Annotated in this window: 24 protein-coding genes; 19 read left to right on the top strand and 5 right to left on the bottom strand. The window is 55.2% G+C overall.

Going from position 1 to position 22,091, the window contains the following annotated elements; translation table 11 throughout:
* Positions 1–77 precede the first annotated feature (77 nt).
* Together ACXAGA_RS00730 and ACXAGA_RS00725 are read left to right on the top strand one after the other, a co-directional pair.
* Entirely contained in the window at positions 78–776 is a 699-nt protein-coding gene (locus ACXAGA_RS00730; RefSeq protein ID WP_475115609.1) for a phosphatase domain-containing putative toxin, read from the top strand.
* Between the two features lie 81 nt (positions 777–857).
* Positions 858–2,048, top strand: coding sequence for a 3-deoxy-D-manno-octulosonic acid transferase (locus ACXAGA_RS00725; protein ID WP_475115608.1), 1,191 nt, complete (start codon positions 858–860; stop codon positions 2,046–2,048).
* Here the strand turns inward: ACXAGA_RS00725 and moaA are convergent.
* Complete coding sequence (gene moaA, locus ACXAGA_RS00720; protein ID WP_475115607.1) at positions 2,045–3,046, bottom strand: GTP 3',8-cyclase MoaA; 1,002 nt, start codon at positions 3,044–3,046, stop codon at positions 2,045–2,047. The two genes, ACXAGA_RS00725 and moaA, sit on opposite strands and share 4 nt — an antisense overlap.
* A gap of 109 nt (positions 3,047–3,155) precedes the next feature.
* Here moaA and ACXAGA_RS00715 point away from each other — a divergent pair, with 109 nt between their 5' ends.
* Entirely contained in the window at positions 3,156–3,602 is a 447-nt protein-coding gene (locus tag ACXAGA_RS00715; RefSeq protein WP_475115606.1) for a D-galactarate dehydratase, read from the top strand.
* Here ACXAGA_RS00715 and ACXAGA_RS00710 read toward each other — a convergent pair whose 3' ends face one another.
* Genes ACXAGA_RS00710 through glmU form a run of 4 tightly spaced genes read right to left on the bottom strand, consistent with a single transcriptional unit; the run spans position 3,603 to position 8,048 of the window.
* Entirely contained in the window at positions 3,603–4,283 is a 681-nt protein-coding gene (locus ACXAGA_RS00710) for a DNA alkylation repair protein (RefSeq protein ID WP_475115605.1), read from the bottom strand.
* On the bottom strand, positions 4,283–4,876 hold the full coding sequence (locus ACXAGA_RS00705; protein ID WP_475115604.1) for a GNAT family N-acetyltransferase: 594 nt from the start codon (positions 4,874–4,876) through the stop codon (positions 4,283–4,285). The genes ACXAGA_RS00710 and ACXAGA_RS00705 overlap by 1 nt, the downstream gene beginning before the upstream one ends.
* The gene (glmS, locus tag ACXAGA_RS00700; RefSeq protein ID WP_475115603.1) at positions 4,873–6,690 is read right to left on the bottom strand and encodes a glutamine--fructose-6-phosphate transaminase (isomerizing); all 1,818 of its coding nucleotides are present in this window, start codon (positions 6,688–6,690) and stop codon (positions 4,873–4,875) included. The genes ACXAGA_RS00705 and glmS overlap by 4 nt, the downstream gene beginning before the upstream one ends.
* A gap of 2 nt (positions 6,691–6,692) precedes the next feature.
* The gene (glmU, locus tag ACXAGA_RS00695; protein ID WP_475115602.1) at positions 6,693–8,048 is read right to left on the bottom strand and encodes a bifunctional UDP-N-acetylglucosamine diphosphorylase/glucosamine-1-phosphate N-acetyltransferase GlmU; all 1,356 of its coding nucleotides are present in this window, start codon (positions 8,046–8,048) and stop codon (positions 6,693–6,695) included.
* 117 nt (positions 8,049–8,165) lie between these two features.
* On the opposite strand from glmU, the gene ACXAGA_RS00690 reads away from it, so the two are divergent.
* The 16 genes from ACXAGA_RS00690 to nuoG all read left to right on the top strand — a co-directional run bounded on the left by ACXAGA_RS00690 (position 8,166) and on the right by nuoG (position 22,071).
* The gene (locus ACXAGA_RS00690) at positions 8,166–8,828 is read left to right on the top strand and encodes an HAD-IA family hydrolase (RefSeq protein WP_475115601.1); all 663 of its coding nucleotides are present in this window, start codon (positions 8,166–8,168) and stop codon (positions 8,826–8,828) included.
* Positions 8,829–8,867: 39 nt separating this feature from the next.
* Entirely contained in the window at positions 8,868–10,073 is a 1,206-nt protein-coding gene (locus ACXAGA_RS00685; protein ID WP_475115600.1) for a DegT/DnrJ/EryC1/StrS family aminotransferase, read from the top strand.
* Entirely contained in the window at positions 10,070–10,573 is a 504-nt protein-coding gene (locus ACXAGA_RS00680) for a hypothetical protein (protein WP_475115599.1), read from the top strand. The genes ACXAGA_RS00685 and ACXAGA_RS00680 overlap by 4 nt, the downstream gene beginning before the upstream one ends.
* A 75-nt stretch (positions 10,574–10,648) precedes the next feature.
* Positions 10,649–11,137, top strand: coding sequence for a hypothetical protein (locus ACXAGA_RS00675; RefSeq protein WP_475115598.1), 489 nt, complete (start codon positions 10,649–10,651; stop codon positions 11,135–11,137).
* Between the two features lie 229 nt (positions 11,138–11,366).
* On the top strand, positions 11,367–11,732 hold the full coding sequence (locus ACXAGA_RS00670) for an NADH-quinone oxidoreductase subunit A (protein ID WP_086451975.1): 366 nt from the start codon (positions 11,367–11,369) through the stop codon (positions 11,730–11,732).
* A complete protein-coding gene (locus ACXAGA_RS00665) occupies positions 11,732–12,256 on the top strand; it encodes a NuoB/complex I 20 kDa subunit family protein (RefSeq protein ID WP_475116205.1) in 525 nt (174 codons plus the stop codon). Before ACXAGA_RS00670 ends, ACXAGA_RS00665 begins: the two co-directional genes overlap by 1 nt.
* Positions 12,257–12,265: 9 nt before the next feature.
* Entirely contained in the window at positions 12,266–12,874 is a 609-nt protein-coding gene (locus ACXAGA_RS00660) for an NADH-quinone oxidoreductase subunit C (RefSeq protein ID WP_475115597.1), read from the top strand.
* 3 nt (positions 12,875–12,877) lie between these two features.
* Positions 12,878–13,774 (top strand): sulfotransferase, encoded by an 897-nt coding sequence (locus ACXAGA_RS00655; RefSeq protein WP_475115596.1) that lies wholly within the window; start codon positions 12,878–12,880, stop codon positions 13,772–13,774.
* A complete protein-coding gene (locus ACXAGA_RS00650; RefSeq protein ID WP_475116204.1) occupies positions 13,774–14,988 on the top strand; it encodes an NADH-quinone oxidoreductase subunit D in 1,215 nt (404 codons plus the stop codon). The genes ACXAGA_RS00655 and ACXAGA_RS00650 overlap by 1 nt, the downstream gene beginning before the upstream one ends.
* Before the next feature lie 21 nt (positions 14,989–15,009).
* Positions 15,010–15,291 carry a hypothetical protein gene (locus ACXAGA_RS00645; protein ID WP_475115595.1) on the top strand — a complete coding sequence of 94 codons (282 nt, stop codon included), beginning with the start codon at positions 15,010–15,012 and terminating at the stop codon, positions 15,289–15,291.
* 49 nt (positions 15,292–15,340) lie between these two features.
* The gene (locus ACXAGA_RS00640) at positions 15,341–16,477 is read left to right on the top strand and encodes an NADH-quinone oxidoreductase subunit E (protein ID WP_475116203.1); all 1,137 of its coding nucleotides are present in this window, start codon (positions 15,341–15,343) and stop codon (positions 16,475–16,477) included.
* Positions 16,478–16,647: 170 nt separating this feature from the next.
* On the top strand, positions 16,648–17,391 hold the full coding sequence (locus ACXAGA_RS00635) for a hypothetical protein (RefSeq protein WP_475115594.1): 744 nt from the start codon (positions 16,648–16,650) through the stop codon (positions 17,389–17,391).
* Positions 17,392–17,399: 8 nt separating this feature from the next.
* Positions 17,400–17,624, top strand: a complete 225-nt coding sequence (locus ACXAGA_RS00630) for a DUF5337 domain-containing protein (RefSeq protein ID WP_086451969.1) — start codon at positions 17,400–17,402, stop codon at positions 17,622–17,624.
* A 3-nt stretch (positions 17,625–17,627) separates the two neighbouring features.
* On the top strand, positions 17,628–18,908 hold the full coding sequence (nuoF, locus tag ACXAGA_RS00625; RefSeq protein WP_475115593.1) for an NADH-quinone oxidoreductase subunit NuoF: 1,281 nt from the start codon (positions 17,628–17,630) through the stop codon (positions 18,906–18,908).
* 389 nt (positions 18,909–19,297) lie between these two features.
* The gene (locus ACXAGA_RS00620; protein WP_475115592.1) at positions 19,298–19,696 is read left to right on the top strand and encodes a DUF5333 domain-containing protein; all 399 of its coding nucleotides are present in this window, start codon (positions 19,298–19,300) and stop codon (positions 19,694–19,696) included.
* Positions 19,697–20,049: 353 nt separating this feature from the next.
* Positions 20,050–22,071, top strand: coding sequence for an NADH-quinone oxidoreductase subunit NuoG (nuoG, locus tag ACXAGA_RS00615; RefSeq protein WP_475115591.1), 2,022 nt, complete (start codon positions 20,050–20,052; stop codon positions 22,069–22,071).
* Positions 22,072–22,091: the final 20 nt, after the last annotated feature.

The raw sequence follows: 22,091 nt of genomic DNA, 5'->3' as shown, positions 1-22,091 counted from the left end.
TAGTGGTTAACACACGCGGGGCCTGATTGGCCCCGTTCTATTTCGGCCGACTGCAGGCCTTTACCAAAGGAACCGCTATGGCGTCGTGGCTGCACAAACGGATCAAAGATTGGGAACGCAAGCAGCGTGAAAAATACACCCATGATTTGACCGAACCAGATCAACGCAAGCTGTCCCAGCGGTATTTCGATTGGGTGGATCACGGTATCTTACGCTATCAATGGCACAACTTTGCCAAGGTGGCGGATGGTGTTTACCGGTCCAATCACCCAAACCGCGCCCGTTTCGAAGATTACGCAAAGATGGGGATCAAAACGATCCTGAATTTGCGTGGCGCCAATCGTTTGTCGCCCTACAAATTCGAAAAAGAGGCCTGTGACGCATTGGGCCTGACGCTGATAGACCAGCCGTTTACCGCCCGCAAAGCCCCCCCAAAACAGCGGTTGCTGGAAATCATCGACGTGATGGGCACGATTGAAAAGCCGTTTTTGATGCACTGTAAATCAGGCGCGGATCGAACGGGCCTTATGGCGGCGATCTATCTTTTGGCGATCGAAGGCCGCCCCGTAGAAGAGGCGCAAAAACAATTATCGGTACGCTTTGTACATCTTAACTTCACCAAAACTGGTATTTTAGATTACGTTATTGATAGTTATGCCCAACGCCTAAAGCAGGGCGATATTTCATTTCGCGACTGGGTCGCTACAGAGTACGATCAAGACGCCACGCAAGAAGCCTTTGATAATATGGGGTTCTGGCAGCGTATCAAATTGTGAGGCCCAAGGTTTATGTTTCCGCCGATTGTTCAGGGGTATCTGGCCTTAACACACCTATTAGGCCCGGTTTACAGGCGCGTCTTGGACCGTCGTGCAGATCAGGGCAAAGAAGATCGGCAGCGATTGGGCGAACGGTTCGGGTTTTCGCGGCGCAGTCGTCCAGAGGGGCGGTTGGTCTGGTTTCACGCGGCCTCTGTCGGTGAAAGCCTATCGTTAGAGCCTGTGATCAAAGAAATCTTGGCGCAATGGGATGATGTTTCGGTTCTGGTAACGTCGGGGACATTGACCTCGGCCAAAGTGCTGGCCGAAACGTTGCCAGCTAGGGCGTTTCACCAATTCGCCCCTGTCGACACACCCAGCGCGATGCGCAGGTTTCTGAGCCATTGGAAACCTGATTTGGCGATTTGGACAGAAAGCGAAATTTGGCCACGCATGATCGTTGAAACCCATCGGGCCAAGGTGCCTATGGCACTAATTAACGCGCGTGTGTCGGAAAAAACAGCGCTGCAATGGCAAAAATTCCCGCGCAGCATCGCATCATTGTTAAATCTGTTCGACATAGTCCTAAGCCAAGAAGAACCAGTCGCTGAAACCATCCGTGCCATTGGTGTGAAAAAAGCCCGCGCAATCGGGTCAACCAAACAGGATGCTGCGCCGCTGCCTGTCGATAAGGATGTATTGCAGGCGATCCAGCACAGTATCGGTGATCGTGATGTGTGGTTGGCGGCATCGACCCATCTATCCGAAGAAGAACATGTTGTATCGGCGCAAAAATTTCTGGGGCAGGGCGCACCATTTCTAATTGTTGCGCCGCGTCATCCAGACCGCGGCGATGACGTCACCCAGATGTTCCGCGATGCCGGTTTCCGCGTGGCACAAAGATCAAAGTCGGAACCGATCAACGATCAGGTGCAGGTCTATATCGCCGATACCGTTGGCGAAATGGGGCTGTGGTATCGCATCGCGCGGTATTCTTTTGTCGGTGGATCTTTTGCGCCTGTCGGCGGGCACAACCCGTTTGAACCCGTGGCATTGGGGTCGGCAGTGATGTCAGGGACCAAAGTGTTCAACTTTGACGCCGTATACGAACGTCTGGACCGCGCACATGGCTATGTGTCGATCGCTGACCCGTCCGAATTGGGATACGCTGTTCAGGCGCTGATCAATAACCCTGATGAACGGGACCAGATGGTGCAACGCGCATTGGAATCAACGCGTTTGGACGGCACAGCAACCGAACGCGTCATCGCGGCTATTCGCGGTTATCTTTAACCGCCCGTATGGCTCATATGGCGGCTTACGCGGCCATCGACGGTTTGCCGAGAATAATCGAAATCATGGCCTTTGGGTTTTAGACCGATGGCTTTGTGAATCGCTTGTTCCAGAACGGCATCGTCGCCTGATGCGCGTAGCGGCGCGCGTAGATCGGAATGGCCTTCTTGTCCCAGACAGGTGAAAATTTCGCCGGTGCAGGTGATCCGCACGCGGTTACAGCTTTCGCAGAAATTATGGGACATCGGTGTGATGAAACCGATTTTCTGACCCGTTTCGGCCAGTTGAATATAGCGGGCAGGGCCGCCGCTGCGTTCCGCCAGATCCGAAACGGTAAATCGTTCGGCCAGTCGCGCCCGTAAATCCGATAGCGACCAATACTGCCCTAATCTGTCTTCGTTACCGATGTCGCCCATGGGCATGACTTCGATAAAGGTAAGGTCCATGTCGCGATCCGCGCACCAGCTTTGAAGGGTGAAAAGTTCGTCTTCGTTGAACCCCTTAAGAGCGACAGTGTTGATTTTTACCCGTAGGCCCGCGCGTTGAGCGGCGTCGATGCCTTGGATAACTTGGGGCAGGCGGCCCCAGCGGGTGATATCGGCGAATTTCTGGTCGTCCAGCGTATCCAGCGACACGTTTACACGGCGCACGCCAGCGGCATACAGATCATCAGCGTATTTCGCCAATTGGCTGCCATTCGTTGTCAGTGTCAGCTCTTTCAGAGCGCCGCTATCTAGGTGCCGTGTCATGGCGTTGAAAAACGTCATGATACCGCGGCGTACCAACGGTTCGCCGCCCGTGATACGCAGTTTTTCGACGCCAAGCCGGATGAATGCGCTGCACATTCGATCCAGTTCTTCCAACGTCAATAGATCCTTTTTGGGCAGGAACTGCATGTTTTCGGACATGCAATATACACAGCGAAAATCGCAGCGGTCCGTGACGGATACCCGCAGATATTTGATAGCGCGCGCAAATGGATCAATAAGCTGGGTCATGGATCGACCCTAAGGGGCGGCGAAGACTCGCGCAAGGTGGATCACATAGGGTTGTTTGGCGGTCGTTGTGATCTACAGTCTAACCAAGTGAATAAAAAAGGTATTTAGCATGTCCCTACGTGTTGTTTTGACATCATTTTGTGTATTGGTTGCAGCGGGATGCGCCGAATTACCAATCGAACAGGCCGCCCCCGACGAAATGCCCGAAGTCGAACAGCCAACGCAAACCGTTGCGCCTCCGCCGCCGATGGCGCGCACAGCCGAACAATTTGACACCACATCAGCCACAGATCGCGCCAAAGCGGTTGAGGCCGCAACGGGCGGTGCAAAATTGGGGACTGTTACGGCAACATTGGGTTCGCCGACCGACCCCGGGATTTGGGTGAAAACGCCATTGGTCGATGCCGTGACGATGGGCAAAGTGAATTACAATGGCACAACCATCAATGTCGAATTGCGCCCTGCCGATGGGGCGACGCAAATCAGCCTACCCGCGATGCGATTGTTGAATGCACCGCTGGCAGGGTTGATTACTATTGATGTGTTTGGCGGCTGATTATTTCAGGTATCTGGCTGCTTCGCGGCGCGCGAATGGTTTCATCTGTGCGCCGTGTTCGTCCAGAAAAATGCGGACACGTTCGGGGTCGCGTTTCGACAGATCGCGCAGCCACCAACCGATCGATTTTTGGATGAACCAATCGCGATCCGGAACATACGTCGCGGCCCATCCCAAAACACGTTCGCGAATGGCGATATCAGGCTCTTTGGGAAATGCCATTTTGGTCCAAGGCAGGGTGATGACCATCGCGGCTCTGCGGGTGCACATGTGATCCGATGTGATCCACGTTTCAACCGTGTCCAAACGGGTCGGATCAGCCACCAGACGTTTTTCGCCTGATTTGCACACGTGATCGGCAATCGCCCAGCCGTCAAAATCGGGCACCCAAGACACGATCAAATCCCACGCCGCCTGATCATCAGGACGAATGCGCGCCTGTTCCAACAGTTTCGCAGCCAAAATACGAGTTTCGTGAATGTCCGCTTTCCACAGCGCATCACACAACGACAGCCGTTCGTCCAAATCAACGGCGGCACGAATTTCGCGGGATAGGTCGGTTAGAACAGGGACTTTGATGCCCAGCACGCGCCGCGTTGTTTTATGGTATGCGGCCATCTCGGCTGCAACCTTGGGGTCGGCCTGTGCCTCTAGCGATGCAATAATATCGGAGTAGTCCATCAGTCCCGCGGTTTTGTCAGTTGCCAATCCAGATGAGCCCGTACCATAGGCCATTCATGGGCCACAATCGAATAGACGCATGTATCGCGTAGCGATCCATCTTTCATCACCATATGACTGCGTAACACACCGTCCAGTTTTGCCCCCAAACGTTCAATCGCGCGGCGGCTTTGGTGATTCATAAAATGAGTGCGCAGCTCGACCGCGTTACAGCCCAAAACGTCAAAGGCATGGGCCAGCAATAGGCGTTTGGCTTGGGTGTTCAGCGGGCCGCGCTGCGCAGATTTGCAAATCCAAGTCGACCCGATTTCAACGCGTTTGTTGGGCGCGTCGATATTCATATAGGTCGTCATACCGACCGCGCGGCCAGATGCATCCAGCACCACAAATGGCAGCATGGACCCTGTTTGTTGCAGCGACAGACGGCGTTCGATTTCGGCCGGAACTCCGTCGGGGTGTGGAATGGATGTATACCACAGTTTCCACATTTCGCCGTCCGCGGCAGCGGTTTTCAAAGCGTCAGCATGATGAGCAGACAGCGGCGCCAAAGTGACGGCGCTGTCTGACAATGTGACTGGCGCTGGCCAAATCATTCCACTGTGACCGATTTGGCAAGGTTACGCGGCTGGTCCACATCGGTGCCTTTGGCGACGGCTGTGTAATAGGCCAACATCTGCGCTGGCACCGCATACAGGATCGGCGCGAAAAATGCGTCGACCTCTGGCATGATCAAGGTTTCCCAAACGCCGTCTCCAGCCTCTTCTGCGCCTTTTTGATCGGTCACCAACAGGACGCGGCCACCACGTGCCATTACCTCTTGCATGTTGCTGATCGTTTTGTCGAACAGATCATCGCGTGGGGCCATGACAATGACGGGTACGTGTTTGTCGACCAGCGCAATGGGGCCGTGTTTCAATTCGCCCGAGGCATAAGCTTCGGCGTGGATATAGCTGATTTCTTTGAGCTTTAGCGCGCCTTCTAGTGCCAGAGGATACATGCGACCACGGCCTAAGAACAGGATGTCGCGCGCTTCGGCCAGCTTGATCGAGATTTCTTCGCAGCGGGTTTCGATGCCTAGGGCTGTGTTCAGGATGCCCGGTAGCGACCGCAAGTTCGACAGGTAATCGCACAATTCCGCATCGGTCAGGCGTCCGCGCTGGTGAGCGGCCTCTAGCGCCAGAACGGCCAAGGTCATCAGCTGGTTGGTGAACGCTTTGGTCGATGCAACGCCGACTTCGACGCCAGCAAGGATCGGCAACACCACATCGCTTTCGCGCGCGATCGAGCTTTCGGGTACGTTCACAACAGCGATGATTTTATCCGCTTTGCCTGCGCAATACCGCAGGGCGGCCAATGTGTCGGCGGTTTCGCCCGATTGGCTGACGAACAACGCAGCTGTACCCGATGTGATGGGCGGTTCGCGGTAGCGGAATTCGGACGCCACATCGATTTCAACGGGCAGTCCTGCCAGCTGTTCAAACCAGTATTTGGCGACGAAACACGCATAATAGGCCGTGCCGCAGGCAACCATGGTCAGGCGATTGATGGCTTTGAAATCAACGTCTTGGTTCGGGAACTGAATACCGTCCGCTTTGACGTAGTGGCCCAGAACTTCGGTCATGACGACGGGCTGTTCGGCGATTTCTTTGGCCATAAAGTGTTTATAGCCGCCTTTGTCCACGCGCGCGGCGTCGATGTTGACGGTTTTGACTTCGCGGTTGACCTGTTCGCCAGCCTCGTTTCGGATTTCCAGACTGGTGCGGGTGATGATCGCCCAGTCGCCTTCGTCCAGATAGGTGATGGTGTTGGTCAATGGCGCCAGCGCAATCGCGTCGGACCCGACGAACATTTCGCCTTGGCCGTGGCCGATTGCCAAAGGCGACCCTTTGCGGGCTGCGATCAGCAGGTCCTCTTCGCCTTCGAACAGCAGGCATAGGGCATAGGCGCCCTCTAGCTGAGCAATAGTTTTTTGCGCGGCTTCGCGTGGGGCCATGCCCTGATCCAGATAAAAACCCGCCAACAAAGCCACGGTTTCGGTATCGGTTTCAGTTTCGTGTGCAATGCCCTGTTCGGCCAAGAAAATACGCAGTTCGCGGAAATTTTCGATGATGCCGTTGTGGACCACCGCGACCTTGCCCGCGCGGTGCGGGTGGGCGTTGGTTTCGGTCGCTGCGCCGTGGGTTGCCCAACGGGTGTGGCCGATGCCAGCCTTACCAGCCAGCGGTTCATGGACCAGACGGTCCGATAGATTGACGAGTTTGCCAACCGCACGGCGACGGTCCAGAACGCCGTCGTTTACAGTCGCAATACCAGCGGAGTCATAGCCGCGATATTCCAACCGTTTTAGGGCCTCAACCAGAATTGGCGCTGCTTCGTGATTGCCCAATACACCTACAATACCGCACATTTTCAGGCTCCTTTCGCCTGTTTGGCCTTTTTAGCCTTTAATATTTCGAACATTTTGGTTGCAAAGCCGGGTTTGTTTTCCTGCTTTGTCCGGCCAATGGCCATTGCATCATTTTCGATGTCCTTGGTCACCACGGTGCCTGTCGCTGTCATGGCGCGGTGGCCAACGGTGACGGGGGCAACCAGCATGGTGTTGGACCCGATAAAGGCATTCGCGCCAATCGTGGTTTTGTGTTTGAACACGCCGTCATAGTTACAGGTGATTGTGCCTGCGCCGATGTTCGTGGCTTTGCCCACGGACGCATCACCGATGTAGGACAGGTGGTTCACCTTTGCGCCTTCGTCGATGGTGGCGTTTTTGATTTCGACAAAGTTGCCAATGTGCACATCCTCGGCCAGTTCAGCGCCGGGGCGTAGGCGGGCGAATGGGCCAACGGTTGCGCCGCGGCTGACGTGGCAGCCCTCTAGATGGGAAAATGCGCGAATGGTGACGCCCGATTCAATGGTCGCGTTCGGGCCGAACACCACATTTGGTTCGATGATCGCGTCGCGGCCAATCACGGTGTCATGGGCGAAAATCACGGTGTCAGGCGCATATAGGGTCACGCCGTTTTCCATCGCGTCATTCCGCATGGCGTTTTGGAACATTTGTTCAGCGCGGGCCAGTTCGGCGCGGGTGTTCACGCCCAGCGTTTCGGATTCGTCGCAGCGCACGACGGTTGCCGTTTTGCCCACGGCGCGGCCGATCGCGACGATATCAGGCAGGTAATATTCGCCCGACGCGTTGTCATTGCCAACCTGATCCAGCAGATCAAACAGGACCTGAACATCGGCGCAGATCACACCGGAATTACACAAAGAAATGGCGCGTTGTTCGTCGCTGGCGTCTTTGAATTCAACGATGCCGGTTAGGTCATCGCCGTCCATCATCAGGCGACCGTAGCGGACGGTTGGATCAAAGACGTCGAAACCCAATACAATAATATCGTGGGTTTTGCGTGCAGCCAGCATCAATTCCAGCGTTTCGGGGCGGATAAATGGCGTGTCGCCAAAAGCTACGAATACATCGCCTGTGACATCGGCCAGCGCGGCGCGCGCCTGCAATGCGGCGTGACCTGTGCCAAGCTGTTCTTCTTGGGTGACAACGGTCGCATCTGGGTTCCAGTCGGTCACAGCTTTGGCGACAGCTTCGCCGCCATGGCCAACGACCACCACGGTTTTATCGACGCCAACGGCTTCGCCTGATTTCATCGCGTGAACAACCAGCGGAGCACCTGCGATTTTATGCAGAACCTTTGGCAGGTCGGAATTCATCCGTGTGCCCATGCCGGCTGCCAAAATAATATGGGAGATACTCATATTCGCCTCTTAAAAACTTTTGCGCCTGTATGTCGTTGGCTGGGTCATAACTCAAGTTTTAGGGGTTCACATTACCTTTCGGTTCGTTACACGGGGAAAAAAGCAGTTGGAGGCCCCATGCGCACCGTGATTTTCGATCTGGATGGAACTTTGGCAGACACAAGCGTCGATTTGATCAACGCCGCCAACAGTTGTTTTCGGTCGCTGGGTTTGGGCGATGTGCTGGATCCTGTGGCGGATGCCGCTGTCGCCGTGCGCGGCGGGCGCATGATGCTGACCACGGGCTTTGATCGGGTCGGCTGGGACGACGCCGCAGAAATTGATCGCCAATACCCGCGTCTGCTGTCGGCCTATGAACGTGATGTGGCAACGCATACCTATTTGTACGATGGCGCGATGGAGGCTGTGGAAACGTTGAAAACAAACGGGTTCGCGGTGGGTATCTGTACGAACAAACCTGAAAAGCTGGCCCAGATGGTGTTGACGCACTTGGGTGTGCGCGATGCCTTTGGGTCGTTGATCGGTGCAGATACGTTGCCCGTGCGCAAACCCGATCCAGAGCCTTTGGTTCAAGCGGCGCTGCGGGCGGGCGGGGATCCAGAACGGTGCCTGTTGGTTGGCGATAGCGTTACAGACCTAAATACGTCTCGGGCGTTGGGGGTGCCATCGGTGATGGTTGGATTTGGACCCGCCGGAAATGCCGTGGCAGACCTGAAACCCGATGCAATCATTCAGCATTTCAACGATTTGCCCAAAGTTGCGAATGCGTTATTGGGGTAACCCATTGACGTTAAACCGCCAATCGTTCACCGTCTTGCCATGACCGATAAATTCACAGGCTCTTTCACGCAACAGGAACCGATCCCCGAAGAGGCGATCGACGCCGCCGTGCGCATCATGCAAACGGGGCGGCTGCATCGTTACAACACGGTTGGCGATGAAATCGCAGAAGCCGCTGTATTAGAAGAAGAGTTCGCCAAATTCGTTGGGTCGAAATACTGCCTTGCTGTTGCATCGGGCGGATATGCGATCACCACGGCGCTGCGGGCGGTTGGTGTTCAACCTGGCGATCCGGTTTTGACCAATGCGTTCACGCTGGCCCCTGTGCCTGGCGCGATTGCGTCGGTTGGGGCAAAACCGATTTATGTCGGCGTGACCGAAGGGTTGGTCATCGATTTGAACGACCTGCGCACAAAGGTGAAACAGGCCAAGGTTCTGCTGCTGTCCCATATGCGCGGCCACATCTGCGATATGGATGAATTGATGCGGATCTGTGGTGCTGCGGGTGTTATCGTGATCGAAGATTGCGCACATACGATGGGCGCGACATGGCACACGATTCCTTCGGGACGGTTTGGTCACGTCGGATGTTATTCGACGCAGACATACAAACACATGAATTCGGGCGAAGGCGGTTTGCTGGTCACGGACGACGATGAAATCATGGCGCGGTCGGTGATGTTGTCGGGCAGCTATATGATGTTCGAACGCCATCGGGCCGGACCACCTGCGGCCACCTATAAACGTATAAAATACGAAACGCCCAATGTGTCTGGCCGCATGGATAACCTGCGCGCGGCGATTTTGCGGCCCCAGCTATCACGACTGTCCGAACAGTGCGGAAAATGGAACGCGCGTTACCGCGTGGTCGAGGCCGGATTGCGCGACACGCCGGGCATGACGCTGATTGATCGCCCCGAAGAAGAGGGATTCGTCGCCTCTAGTTTTCAATTCCTTTTGCTGGATTGGGCGCCAAGCCAGATCAAAGAGGTCGTTGCCCGCTGCGCAGCGCGCGGTGTCGAATTGAAATGGTTTGGCGCTGATGAACCAGTTGGGTTCACGTCGAAATATGACAGCTGGCAATATGCCGACCATCCCCGGATGCCCGCGACCGACAGGATTTTGGCGGGAATCATGGATATGCGTTTGCCGCTGACCTTTACACTAGAAGACTGCGATTTGATTGCCCGTATCATCAAATCCGAAGTCAGCGCTGTTTGGCAGCAGGAGGCCGCAAATCCGTGACACGTGGCGAAGTCGAGGAGGAGATTCGTCAAAAACTGACCATGTTGCGCGTACCGCAGCATGACTTTCGTTTGCCGGTCGCATTCCAGAACGACAGCATGCCATTCGTCGAAGGCGACGGCCCATATTTCAAATGGCTGCGCCGCTTGGATGGCAAAACGATTGACGAATTGGTCGTCGAAGGGCCCGAATTGGTTTTTTTGACGATGGAACATCTGACCATGGGAATGGCGCGTCAGGCGGAAAAACAAACCCGTACCCGCAAAAAAGCAGGGCTACTGACGCGGTGGCGTGCCAAAGGTGAATATGGAGCGGGGCTGGATGATTATTCGCGCAAAACATGGATGGATGCCCATGTGCGGCTTATGGCTGCCATCCACGAAGGATGGGGCACGCGTGTGCGTTTGAAATACGACATGATGCTGAAAAAATATCCTCTGACCAAAGATGAACGGTCGGACGCCCGCGTGGTCGATTTGACGCAATTCGGTATCGACTAAGCGCCCTATATGGGTTGCAAGCAAGGGCCCGTTACGGGCAATTAGCGCCCAAACCACTGATCGTCGGAGGCTGATGTGTCACAAATGCCGAAAGAAGGCCGTTTCGAATACGGCAAAATGGATCGCCAAACTGGCGCGCAATGGGTCCATGTGACCCCCGAAATGGCGCGCGCCCACCCCCAAGGCAAAGTGAACATCCCGATCATTGTTATCGGTTTGATTTTTGCGGGTACCGGCATTTGGAAAGTCTGGGGCTATCTAGAGTTCGGGTATCTGTCGCTATTGCTGGGCGGTGCGTTACAGTTGTTGACCGCGCTAACCCTGCTGATCCGCGCGCCGATTGCATTGTTTTTTGCGGGCGGTCAGTTGCTGCTATCGCTGTTTTTCACTGTCACGGGCGGCGCGATGAAAACACTGGCGGTTAGCGGCCCTGCCGATTCTCTGTTTACTTTGGGATTTCTGATCTTTTCGGCGTTATCACTGTTTTATTTGTTCGAAGGCGATCGCCCGAACCTGATCTATCGCCATCGCTATCGCAGTTTTGCGAAAAGAACCGAAAACTAAGGCCCGAAAGGGTATGTTTGCCAACCAATGCTGGACAGATAAACGCCGCCGTGCACATCATCATTCAGCGCCTTGGGGCAAAAAACACATCTGTCTGGCTGATTTGAACGTAAAAACCGCATCTGGAAACCTTACGTTCGGTTGACCCTCTGACGTGGCAGGGGTAAAGCCATGACAAACCAACGGACCTGTCACAAAGACGGTTGAGTCCTGTAGGAAAGGAACTGTCGTGGAAGAAATGCTTCGCGAATACCTCCCCATCATTGTTTTTCTGGGATTGGCCATTGTTCTGGGCCTGATTCTTGTTCTGGCTGCGGTGATCGTCGCTGTACGTAACCCAGACCCTGAAAAAGTGTCGGCCTACGAATGTGGTTTCAACGCCTTTGACGATGCGCGTATGAAATTCGACGTGCGTTTCTATCTGGTGTCGATCCTGTTCATCATCTTTGACCTTGAAGTCGCGTTCCTGTTCCCATGGGCCGTGGCATTCAAAGACCTAAGCATGGTCGGTTTCTGGTCGATGATGGTGTTCCTTGCGGTTCTGACCGCAGGCTTTGCATACGAATGGAAGAAAGGCGCACTGGAATGGGAATGATGACCGGTTCCAACACCGCTGGTGTTGATAAAGAAGTCGTAACCCAAGCGATCAACGCGGAACTGCAGGACAAGGGTTTCCTTGTGACCTCGACCGCGGACATCATCAACTGGGCGCGTACGGGTTCGCTGCACTGGATGACCTTTGGTCTGGCGTGCTGCGCTGTTGAAATGATGCACACCTCGATGCCGCGTTACGACGTTGAACGTTTCGGCACCGCGCCACGTGCGTCCCCGCGTCAGTCTGACCTGATGATCGTTGCGGGTACCCTGACCAACAAAATGGCTCCTGCGCTGCGCAAAGTGTACGACCAGATGCCAGAGCCACGCTATGTGATCTCTATGGGATCCTGCGCGAACGGCGGTGGATATTACCACTATTCCTATTCGGTTGTGCGCGGCTGTGACCGTATCGTTCCTGTGGACGTATACATTCCTGGCTGCCCTCCAACAGCCGAGGCGCTGCTATACGGTCTGCTACAGTTGCAACGTAAAATCCGCCGCACCGGCACCATCATTCGCTAAGGGGGCCTTATGTCTGACGCACTCAAAGAACTCGGTGCTCTGCTAGAGCTGAAACAAGCGGATGCTGTTCTGGGCTACGAAGTGGCATTTGGCGAACTGACCGTTGATGTGGCCCTGCCGCAGATCGCGTCGTTTGTGGAATTCCTGAAAAACGATCAGTCGTGCCAGTTTTCGTCGTTGGTTGACATCACCGCCGTTGATTACCCAGGCCGCGCGAAACGTTTCGACGTTGTGTATCATTTCCTATCGATGTACCAAAACCACCGCATCCGTCTGCGCGTGGCCGTCCGCGAAGACGAAATGGTCCCATCGATCATCGAAATTCACCCGTCTGCAAACTGGTTCGAACGCGAAGTGTTCGACATGTTCGGCATCATCTTTTCGGGTCACCCAGACCTGCGCCGCATCCTGACTGACTATGGTTTCCGTGGTCACCCGCTGCGCAAGGATTTCCCGACCACCGGTTACACCGAAGTCCGCTATGACGAAGCCGAAAAGCGCGTTGTATACGAGCCCGTCAAATTGACCCAAGAATATCGTCAGTTTGATTTCATGTCCCCATGGGAAGGTGCCGAATACATCCTGCCTGGCGACGACAAGGCAGAGGCCAAAGGCTAAGCGATGACTGGGCAGACGCTCTTGTATTGTGTGGGTGCGACAAAGGCGGGTACGTCCTGGCTTTATCGTATGTTGCACGATCATGACGACTGCCACGTTCGCGCGGTAAAAGAGGCGCATTATTGGGACACCTTCGGCCCAAAGCGCCGTGACCGTCAGGTCGCCGCATTTGAAAACCGCCTGAATGCGATGGTTCGCCAACGCGGGCAGGCAATGCAGAACGGAAATCAGCGCCGCGTTGGCAATCTGACACGTCAGATTGATGATATGGTTGGCCTGATTGATGTGCTAAAGTCCGACCGCACGGGTGACGTTGGGTATTGGAATTGGCTGTCGCAGGGCAGCAAAGACGCCAATGTGGTGGCAGAGATGACACCGGCTTATTCGTTGTTGGACGGTGATCTGCTGAAACGCATGGTCGCGTTACGTCCGATGACCAAAATGGTTTATCTGATGCGCGACCCGCTGGACCGCCTATGGAGCCACATCCGCATGGATGTCGCCCGCGAAAGCGGCGAAGCCAATCTAGAGGCCAACGCCAACGCGCGTTTGGATCAGATTGTGTCGGGGCAGGGCGATAGCAACATCTTGCCGCGCGGTGATTACCGTACTGCGGTACAAAAATTACAACAGGTGATCGCGCCCGCGAACTTGTTGATCGAATTTACCGAACGGATGATGACATCCGCCGGTTGGAAAGGCATCTGCGCTTTTCTGGGTATCCAGCACAAGGATGCCAACGACGAACGTAAAGTCCACGAAGGCGCCAAAGCCAAAATGGACGAAGATCTAGCGGCGAAAGCCGTTCGGTTTTTGAAAGATCAATACGACTGGGTCGCCGGAAACGTCGGCCCTCTGCCGGATAGATGGCAGGCTAACCTATTGAGGGCACACGCATGATGGATGGTGGCAAAGGGTTCGAGGACGCACTGACCGGCGAACAAAAGATCCGCAACTTTAACATCAACTTCGGCCCGCAGCACCCTGCGGCCCACGGCGTTTTGCGTCTGGTTCTGGAACTGGACGGTGAAATTGTGGAACGTTGCGACCCGCACATCGGCCTGCTGCACCGCGGCACCGAAAAGCTGATGGAATCGCGTACGTATCTGCAGAACCTGCCGTATTTTGACCGCCTGGACTATGTTGCGCCGATGAACCAAGAGCACGCTTGGTGTCTGGCGATCGAACGCCTGACCGGCGTCGAGGTTCCACGCCGCGCGTCCCTGATCCGCGTTCTGTATTCGGAAATCGGCCGTGTTCTGAACCACCTGCTGAACGTTACCACGCAAGCGATGGACGTTGGTGCTCTGACGCCGCCCCTGTGGGGCTTTGAAGAGCGTGAAAAGCTGATGGTGTTCTATGAACGCGCATGTGGTGCACGTCTGCACGCAGCCTATTTCCGTCCGGGCGGTGTTCACCAGGATCTGCCTGACGCGCTGTTGGACGATATCGAACAGTGGGCAAACGAATTCCCGCAGTTCCTAGAGGACTGTGATGGCCTGCTGACCGAAAACCGCATCTTTAAACAGCGTAACGTTGATATCGGCGTTGTGACCGAAGACGACATTCAGAAATACGGTTTCTCGGGTGTTATGGTCCGTGGTTCCGGTTTCGCATGGGATTTGCGTCGTTCGCAGCCATACGAATGCTACGACGAATTTGATTTCCAAGTTCCAGTTGGCAAAAACGGTGACTGCTACGACCGTTATCTGGTCCGCATGGAAGAAATGCGCCAGTCGATTTCGATCATCAAACAAGCGATTGCAAAGCTGCGCGTAGAAGGCGGCGATGTTCTGGCGCGTGGTAAACTGACGCCGCCAAAACGCGGTGACATGAAAACTTCGATGGAATCGCTGATCCACCACTTCAAACTATACACCGAAGGGTTCCACGTTCCCGAAGGTGAAGTTTACGCAGCCGTTGAAGCACCTAAAGGTGAATTCGGCGTGTATCTGAAATCGGATGGTTCGAACAAACCGTACCGCGCGAAACTGCGCGCACCGGGGTATCTGCACCTGCAGGCGATGGACCACGTTGCGACCGGCCACCAGTTGGCGGACGTTGCTGCGATCATCGGGACCATGGACATCGTGTTCGGCGAGGTTGACCGTTAATTCCGCATACCGGAGCGAGTGATGCGTTTTTTAGTACCTGTGTTTTTTGTTACGTCTCTTGCTCCGATGTCGGCCATGGCTGACACACATGATCAAAACGCCGCGTTGATCCAAGCCATCGAAGATGCGGGTTGCGTGGTTGATACTGAAAACGGCGACGCCGTTCTGGCCGCTTCGGGCCTGTCCGAAGAAGAGGTGTTTGCCGCCGTGCAATCGCTTTACGAGGCTGGGCTTGCCGTTCTTGAACCAGACGGGAGCATGATGCTCCAGACAGAGGCCTGCCTGCAGGCCGCAACGAATTGAAACCTCGGCCAGGGAAACCCCAGCCGCACAAGACCGGAGCTTGACGCCGATGCTGCGCCGTTTGCACCACGAACAGCCCGAATCCTTCGCCTTTACGCCTGCAAACCAGGCTTGGGCCGAAGCGCAGATCACCAAATATCCCGAGGGCCGTCAGGCTTCGGCGATCATTCCACTGTTGTGGCGTGCGCAAGAACAAGAGGGTTGGTTGTCGCGTCCTGCGATCGAAACCGTCGCTGACATGTTGGGCATGGCCTACATTCGCGCGCTAGAGGTTGCATCGTTCTATTTCATGTTCCAACTGCGCCCAACGGGTTCGGTTGCGCACATTCAGATTTGCGGCACCTTGTCGTGCATGATCTGCGGCGCCGAAGATCTGGTTGCGGTTTGCAAAGACGTGATCAACGAAAAACCGCATGAATTGTCCGCTGACGGCAAATTCACATGGGAAGAGGTCGAATGTCTGGGCGCCTGTACCAATGCGCCAATGGCACAGATCGGCAAAGACTATTACGAAGACCTGACCGCTGACGGCCTGCGCAAGATGCTGGCTGACATGGCAGCAGGTCAGGTACCTGTGCCTGGCCCACAAAATGGCCGTTATGCCGCAGAGCCTCTGTCCGGTCTGACATCGCTGACCGACCACGAAAGCGGCAAGCAGCAGTACAATGCAAGCGCACAGCTGGCGACCGATATCGGCGATAGCATCAAACGCATCGACGGCACCGAAGTACCACTGCTGACGCCTTGGTTGAAATCGGGTGCATCGGCAACCGCGCCAAAACCGCCAGCGGAAAAAGCGCGCCCTAAATCGGCCGTTCAGCAAGAAAAAGCTGCCAAAGCAGAATCCAAGGCAAAGCCAAAGGCAGAGCCAGCAGCGAAACCTGCCAAAGCAGCTGCAAAGCCAGCACCAGCCGCGAAAGAAGAACCAGCCGCAGCCGTTGACGAAAAACAGCCCGAAGTCCTGACTGCCGCACGTGCCGGCGGTGCGGATGACCTGAAACAAATCTCGGGTGTTGGTCCGAAATTGGAAGGCGTTCTGAACGAACTGGGCTTCTATCATTTCGATCAAATCGCGAAATGGACCGACGCAGAAGTCGCGTGGGTTGATGCACGATTGAAGTTCAAAGGTCGTATCGAACGCGACAATTGGATCGCTCAGGCCGCGGAACTGGCGAAAAAATCGTAATCAAAACGCCACAGGGGCCAAAAACTTGCGCTGTTTTTGCGCATTTGGCCCCTAATCGCGCGAAAAAACGATCATCGGTACAAATTTTTGTAGTCTAACTCACAGAAGGGCAGTGAAGTCTCTGGCGTAAAAAAGGGACAATTTCACGGGACATTGAAGGAGTTTAGATTATGACAAATTCGAAAGATGGATGGGGTTGCCGCGAAACGTCGTGGCTTGCAGCTGGTATTATCGGCCTAGTTGCTGCGATCATTTTGGGCGTAGGCGCTGATTGGGCGTGGCTGTTGGCCATTTTGGGCGGTGCTGTTGTTGCCGTTTTGATGGGGCTGATCCTGCTGAATTTCTTTTGTAAAGATGCCGACGTCGCCGACAGCGTTGTTGCTGCGCCTGCCGCTGATCCAATGCCTGCGGTTGCGCCATTGGCCGCACCAGAGCCAGTCGTAACCGAAACGGCGCCAGAGCCAGTCGCTACGACCGAAGCGCAAGAGGCGGAACCAGTGGTTGTTGAAACCGCACCAGAGCCTGTGGTCGAACCAGAACCAGCACCGGCTGCGCCTGTTGAACCTGCGCCGGCACCTGCTGCGCCCGTCGAACCCGCGCCGGCACCTGTTGCGCCATCCGTCGAAGGCGGCGAAAAACCGGTCGCAATGACTTCTGCACGTGGCGGACAGCCTGATGATTTGAAAGTCATTCAAGGCATCGGGCCAAAGTTAGAAGAACTGTGCCATTCGCTAGGTATCTATCATTTCGATCAGATTGCCGGATGGGGACCAAATGAAGTAGCGTGGATGGACAGCAACCTGCCACGCTTTAAAGGGCGCGTAACCCGTGATAATTGGGTGGCCCAAGCAAAAGAAATCGTTGAACTAGGCGTTGACGTTTACGTAGAACGCGCCAAAAACAGCGGTAAATAAGAGATACTATGACCAACGATCCAAAGCCAAATAGCCAAACGGATGGTCGGCGCCCTGCGCTGTTCCTAGCTGGTGTTGGTGTGTTTTGGGTCGTTGCGACTTGGATCGGAGGTCAACTGGGCCTGTCCATGCGGACCCGCGCCCTGTTTGATCTTATAGCCCTTGCCGGTTTTGGCTGGGCTTTATGGATGACTTATGGCATCTGGCGGTCACGCCAGAATGATGAAAGGTGAGCCATGCTCAAGGATCAGGACCGGATTTTCACCAACCTTTACGGTATGCACGAACGCACACTTGCGGGCGCTAAGGCACGTGGCCACTGGGATGGCACGGGCGATATCATCAAAAAGGGCCGTGATTGGATCATTGATGAAATGAAGGCTTCGGGCCTACGCGGACGCGGTGGTGCGGGTTTCCCGACCGGTCTGAAATGGTCGTTCATGCCAAAAGAATCGGACGGTCGTCCGGCCTATCTGGTGATCAACGCCGACGAATCGGAACCAGGTACCTGTAAAGACCGCGAAATCATGCGCCACGATCCGCATACGCTGATCGAAGGTGCGTTGATCGCGTCGTTCGCTATGAATGCGCACACCTGCTATATCTACCTGCGCGGCGAATACATTCGCGAACGCGAAGCGCTGCAGGCAGCCATTGACGAAGCTTATGACAGCGGACTGCTGGGCAAAAACGCAGCTGGGTCGGGCTGGGATTTCGATCTGTATCTGCATCACGGTGCAGGCGCATACATCTGCGGCGAAGAAACCGCATTGATCGAAAGCCTAGAAGGCAAAAAGGGCATGCCGCGTATGAAACCGCCATTCCCTGCCGGTGCTGGTCTGTATGGATGCCCAACCACGGTGAACAACGTCGAATCGATTGCTGTTGTTCCAACGATCTTGCGCCGCGGTGCATCTTGGTTTGCGGGTTTCGGCCGTCAAAATAACGCAGGCACCAAATTGTTCGCGATCTCGGGTCACGTGAATAACCCTTGCGTCGTCGAAGAAGAAATGTCGATTTCCTTTGAAGAGCTGATTGAAAAACACTGCGGCGGCATTCGCGGCGGTTGGGACAATCTGCTGGCGGTCATTCCAGGCGGTTCGTCCGTGCCATGTGTGCGCGGTGAATTGATGAAAGACGCGATCATGGACTTTGACTACTTGCGCGGTGAACTGGGCTCGGGCCTAGGTACTGCGGCGGTTATCGTCATGGATAAATCGGTTGATATCGTCAAAGCGATCTGGCGCCTGTCGAAATTCTACAAACATGAATCCTGTGGTCAGTGTACCCCGTGCCGTGAAGGTACAGGCTGGATGATGCGCGTGATGGAACGTTTGGTTCAGGGCAACGCATCGGTCGAAGAAATCGACATGCTGTGGGACGTGACCAAGCAGGTCGAAGGCCATACCATTTGCGCACTGGGTGACGCGGCGGCTTGGCCAATTCAGGGTCTGATCCGCAACTTCCGTCCAGAGATTGAAGAGCGAATCAAATCGCGTTCGATCGCTGCGGAATAAGATCAGCGCTTAGAAACAATGAAAGAGGCAGCCCTTTGGGGCTGTCTTTTTGTATAAACCATTGAGTGATAGGGCGGCGGTCGTCCGCTGTAGGTCACTTTTTTCCTATTCAAAGCGCATTGGGCGGTGTTAGGCAGACTGCCAACCGAACCGCCAATTCAGTGGTTCGATAGATGTGACAGAGGTCGCCACTCACGGAAAGCTGTCGACATAAAAACGGCGGCACCCGACATCGTCACATTTTGCGCGCTCAAGGTGGTAACAACCTTGGGCGCGTCGCTTTTCCAGCAATTCCCCCTAGTTGTTATTGAATAACCACGCCAGACTTTCCACATCTGGTCTAACGCGCCGCGATAATAGCGGGGCAGAGCAGAACAAAGGAACTGGCTGTGAAGAAACCTTTTGGCGCTATAACGACCGTTGCCGTCCTGTTTGCAGGTGCTTCTAGCGCCGCAGGGAATTTGGCAGCCGAGACGGAGATTTCCGGCGGGTTGATTAACGCGGGAATCGCGATCGAAATCGCAACCCAATGCGATTCAATCGACGTACGCATGATCCGCGGCGCGTTGTATTTGCGTGGCTTGGAACAAAAAGCCGCCGATATGGGCTATTCCGAGGCAGAGATCGATGACTACATCCATGATTCCGATGAAAAGAAGCGCCTAGAACGTGTCGCGCGGGCGCAGTTGGTCGAAATGGGGGCGGTCGTGGGTAACGCTGATTCATATTGCGCCGTCGGACAGGCCGAGATTTCGTCGGGCACCGAAATTGGGCGGTTACTGCGATGACAGAGGGTGGAAAGTCGATTTGCATCGACTGTGGCGCGGTGTCACAGCAGCAAGATTTCTGTGAAAAATGCGCTGGTAACGCACAAATAGCGCCTTTTCCGCCATTTGCATCGGTTCTGATCATCGCATTGATGCCGGTTGTGGTGGCCGTGCCGGTGATCTTTTGGATCTTGCGGGTCTGATATTTTTGACAAAAATGGTCAGGTTTAAAACCTGAAAAATCCGTGACTTTTGGTGTCGTTCGCGCTGGTATCAAACGAAAAGCCGCGTTAGAACGCCCGCGACTATACGTAACTGCGTGCTATAACTGCGTGGAACGAAACGTCGTTGCGACAAGAACCAAAAGGCTGGCCATGTCCGATCTTAAGAAAATCATCATCGACGGGATTGAACTGGAAGTGCCCGGCGCCATGACGCTGATTCAGGCTTGTGAAGAAGCCGGAGTCGAGGTGCCTCGCTTCTGTTACCACGAACGACTGTCCATCGCAGGCAACTGCCGTATGTGTCTGGTCGAAGTCGTAGGTGGCCCGCCCAAGCCAGCCGCATCCTGCGCGATGCAGGTTCGCGACCTTCGTCCTGGCCCAGAAGGTCAGGCGCCTGTCGTAAAGACCACGTCGCCCATGGTCAAAAAAGCACGCGAAGGCGTGATGGAATTCATGCTGATCAACCACCCGCTGGATTGCCCAATCTGCGACCAGGGCGGTGAATGTGACCTGCAAGACCAAGCGATGGCCTATGGCGTCGATTTCAGCCGTTTCCGCGAACCAAAGCGTGCGGTTGATGACCTGAACCTAGGACCATTGGTTGAAACCCACATGACCCGCTGCATCAGCTGCACGCGTTGTGTTCGTTTCACCACCGAAGTCGCCGGCATCACGCAGATGGGCCAAACTGGCCGCGGCGAAGATGCAGAGATCACCAGCTATCTGAACGAAACGCTTGATTCGAACCTGCAAGGTAACATCGTTGACCTGTGCCCAGTTGGTGCGCTGGTTTCGAAACCTTATTCGTTCACTGCGCGTCCTTGGGAACTGACCAAGACCGAAACCATCGACGTCATGGACGCTCTGGGTTCGAACATCCGCGTTGATACCAAAGGCCGCAAGGTCATGCGTATCCTGCCGCGTAACCACGACGGCGTGAACGAAGAGTGGCTGTCGGATAAGTCCCGCTACGTTTGGGACGGCCTAAGCCGCCAGCGTCTGGACACCCCATACATCCGTGAGAACGGCAAACTGCGCAAAGCATCCTGGGGCGAGGCGCTGACCGCTGCCGCTGCTGCGATGAACGGTAAAAAGGTTGCTGGTCTGATCGGTGATCTGGTCAACGTTGAATCGGCATTCAGCCTGAAACAACTGATCGAAGGTTTGGGCGGCAACGTTGAATGCCGTACCGACAAATCACGTCTGCCTGCGGACAACCGTTCGGCATATGCCGGTACTGCGTCGATCGAAGATCTGGATGATGCGGATATGATCCAAATCATCGGTTCGAACCCTCGTATCGAAGCACCAGTTCTGAACGCGCGTATCCGCAAAGCATGGCTGCGCGGCGCAACCGTTGGTCTGGTCGGCGAAGCGGCTGATCTGACATACGACTACACCCACGTCGGCACCGACCGCGCTGCACTGGCTGAGCTGTCGTCGAAAACCATCGGCGCTGCGAAAGACCTGAAAACCGTTGTGATCATCGGGCAGGGCGCGCTGAACGAAGCGGACGGTTTGGCTGTTCTGGGCCACGCGATGCAGTTGGCTGAAAATTCGAACTCCAAATTCATGGTTCTGCACACCGCAGCCAGCCGCGTTGGCGCGCTGGATGTGAACGCAGTCACCGAAGGCGGCGTCGAGGCAGCAACCAACGGTGCCGAAGTGATCTACAACTTGGGCGCGGACGAAGTCGAAATCGGCGAAGGTCCTTTTGTGATCTACCAAGGTTCGCATGGTGACCGCGGCGCAATGCGCGCTGACATCATCCTGCCAGCCGCTGCCTACACCGAAGAAAACGGTCTGTTCGTGAACACCGAAGGTCGCCCTCAGTTGGCGATGCGTGCGGCATTCGCACCAGGTGACGCGAAAGAAAACTGGGCCGTTCTGCGCGCACTGTCGGCTGAACTGGGCAACGCGCTGCCATGGGATAGCCTTGCGCAACTGCGTCAAGCACTGGTTGCAGCTGTTCCGCATCTGGCACAAATCGACGAGGTTCCATCGAACGAATGGACCCCGCTGCCGGCAGAAAAAATGGGCAACGCGACCTTCCGTCCTGCGTTCCGCGATTTCTACCTGACCAACCCGATCGCTCGCGCGTCGGCTTTGATGGCGGAACTGTCCGCTAACGCCAAAGCTCGCGCCGAATCGAACAAGGTCGCGGCAGAATAAGAACCATGAGAGCCTTCGTC

It is taken from the genome of Marivivens sp. ABH4_498, from assembly GCF_056160585.1.
Note: the sequence above shows the minus strand (reverse complement) of the source record. Positions and strands in the feature narration are given on the sequence as shown.

Coding starts and splice junctions, on each gene's coding strand:
- ACXAGA_RS00730 (WP_475115609.1), top strand. CDS start 78: ATGGCGTCGTGGCTGCACAAACGGATCAAAGATTGGGAACGCAAGCAG.
- moaA (WP_475115607.1), bottom strand. CDS start 3,046: ATGACCCAGCTTATTGATCCATTTGCGCGCGCTATCAAATATCTGCGG.
- ACXAGA_RS00715 (WP_475115606.1), top strand. CDS start 3,156: ATGTCCCTACGTGTTGTTTTGACATCATTTTGTGTATTGGTTGCAGCG.
- ACXAGA_RS00710 (WP_475115605.1), bottom strand. CDS start 4,283: ATGGACTACTCCGATATTATTGCATCGCTAGAGGCACAGGCCGACCCC.
- ACXAGA_RS00705 (WP_475115604.1), bottom strand. CDS start 4,876: ATGATTTGGCCAGCGCCAGTCACATTGTCAGACAGCGCCGTCACTTTG.
- glmS (WP_475115603.1), bottom strand. CDS start 6,690: ATGTGCGGTATTGTAGGTGTATTGGGCAATCACGAAGCAGCGCCAATT.
- glmU (WP_475115602.1), bottom strand. CDS start 8,048: ATGAGTATCTCCCATATTATTTTGGCAGCCGGCATGGGCACACGGATG.
- ACXAGA_RS00690 (WP_475115601.1), top strand. CDS start 8,166: ATGCGCACCGTGATTTTCGATCTGGATGGAACTTTGGCAGACACAAGC.
- ACXAGA_RS00685 (WP_475115600.1), top strand. CDS start 8,868: ATGACCGATAAATTCACAGGCTCTTTCACGCAACAGGAACCGATCCCC.
- ACXAGA_RS00665 (WP_475116205.1), top strand. CDS start 11,732: ATGACCGGTTCCAACACCGCTGGTGTTGATAAAGAAGTCGTAACCCAA.
- ACXAGA_RS00660 (WP_475115597.1), top strand. CDS start 12,266: ATGTCTGACGCACTCAAAGAACTCGGTGCTCTGCTAGAGCTGAAACAA.
- ACXAGA_RS00655 (WP_475115596.1), top strand. CDS start 12,878: ATGACTGGGCAGACGCTCTTGTATTGTGTGGGTGCGACAAAGGCGGGT.
- ACXAGA_RS00650 (WP_475116204.1), top strand. CDS start 13,774: ATGGATGGTGGCAAAGGGTTCGAGGACGCACTGACCGGCGAACAAAAG.
- ACXAGA_RS00645 (WP_475115595.1), top strand. CDS start 15,010: ATGCGTTTTTTAGTACCTGTGTTTTTTGTTACGTCTCTTGCTCCGATG.
- ACXAGA_RS00640 (WP_475116203.1), top strand. CDS start 15,341: ATGCTGCGCCGTTTGCACCACGAACAGCCCGAATCCTTCGCCTTTACG.
- ACXAGA_RS00635 (WP_475115594.1), top strand. CDS start 16,648: ATGACAAATTCGAAAGATGGATGGGGTTGCCGCGAAACGTCGTGGCTT.
- ACXAGA_RS00630 (WP_086451969.1), top strand. CDS start 17,400: ATGACCAACGATCCAAAGCCAAATAGCCAAACGGATGGTCGGCGCCCT.
- nuoF (WP_475115593.1), top strand. CDS start 17,628: ATGCTCAAGGATCAGGACCGGATTTTCACCAACCTTTACGGTATGCAC.
- nuoG (WP_475115591.1), top strand. CDS start 20,050: ATGTCCGATCTTAAGAAAATCATCATCGACGGGATTGAACTGGAAGTG.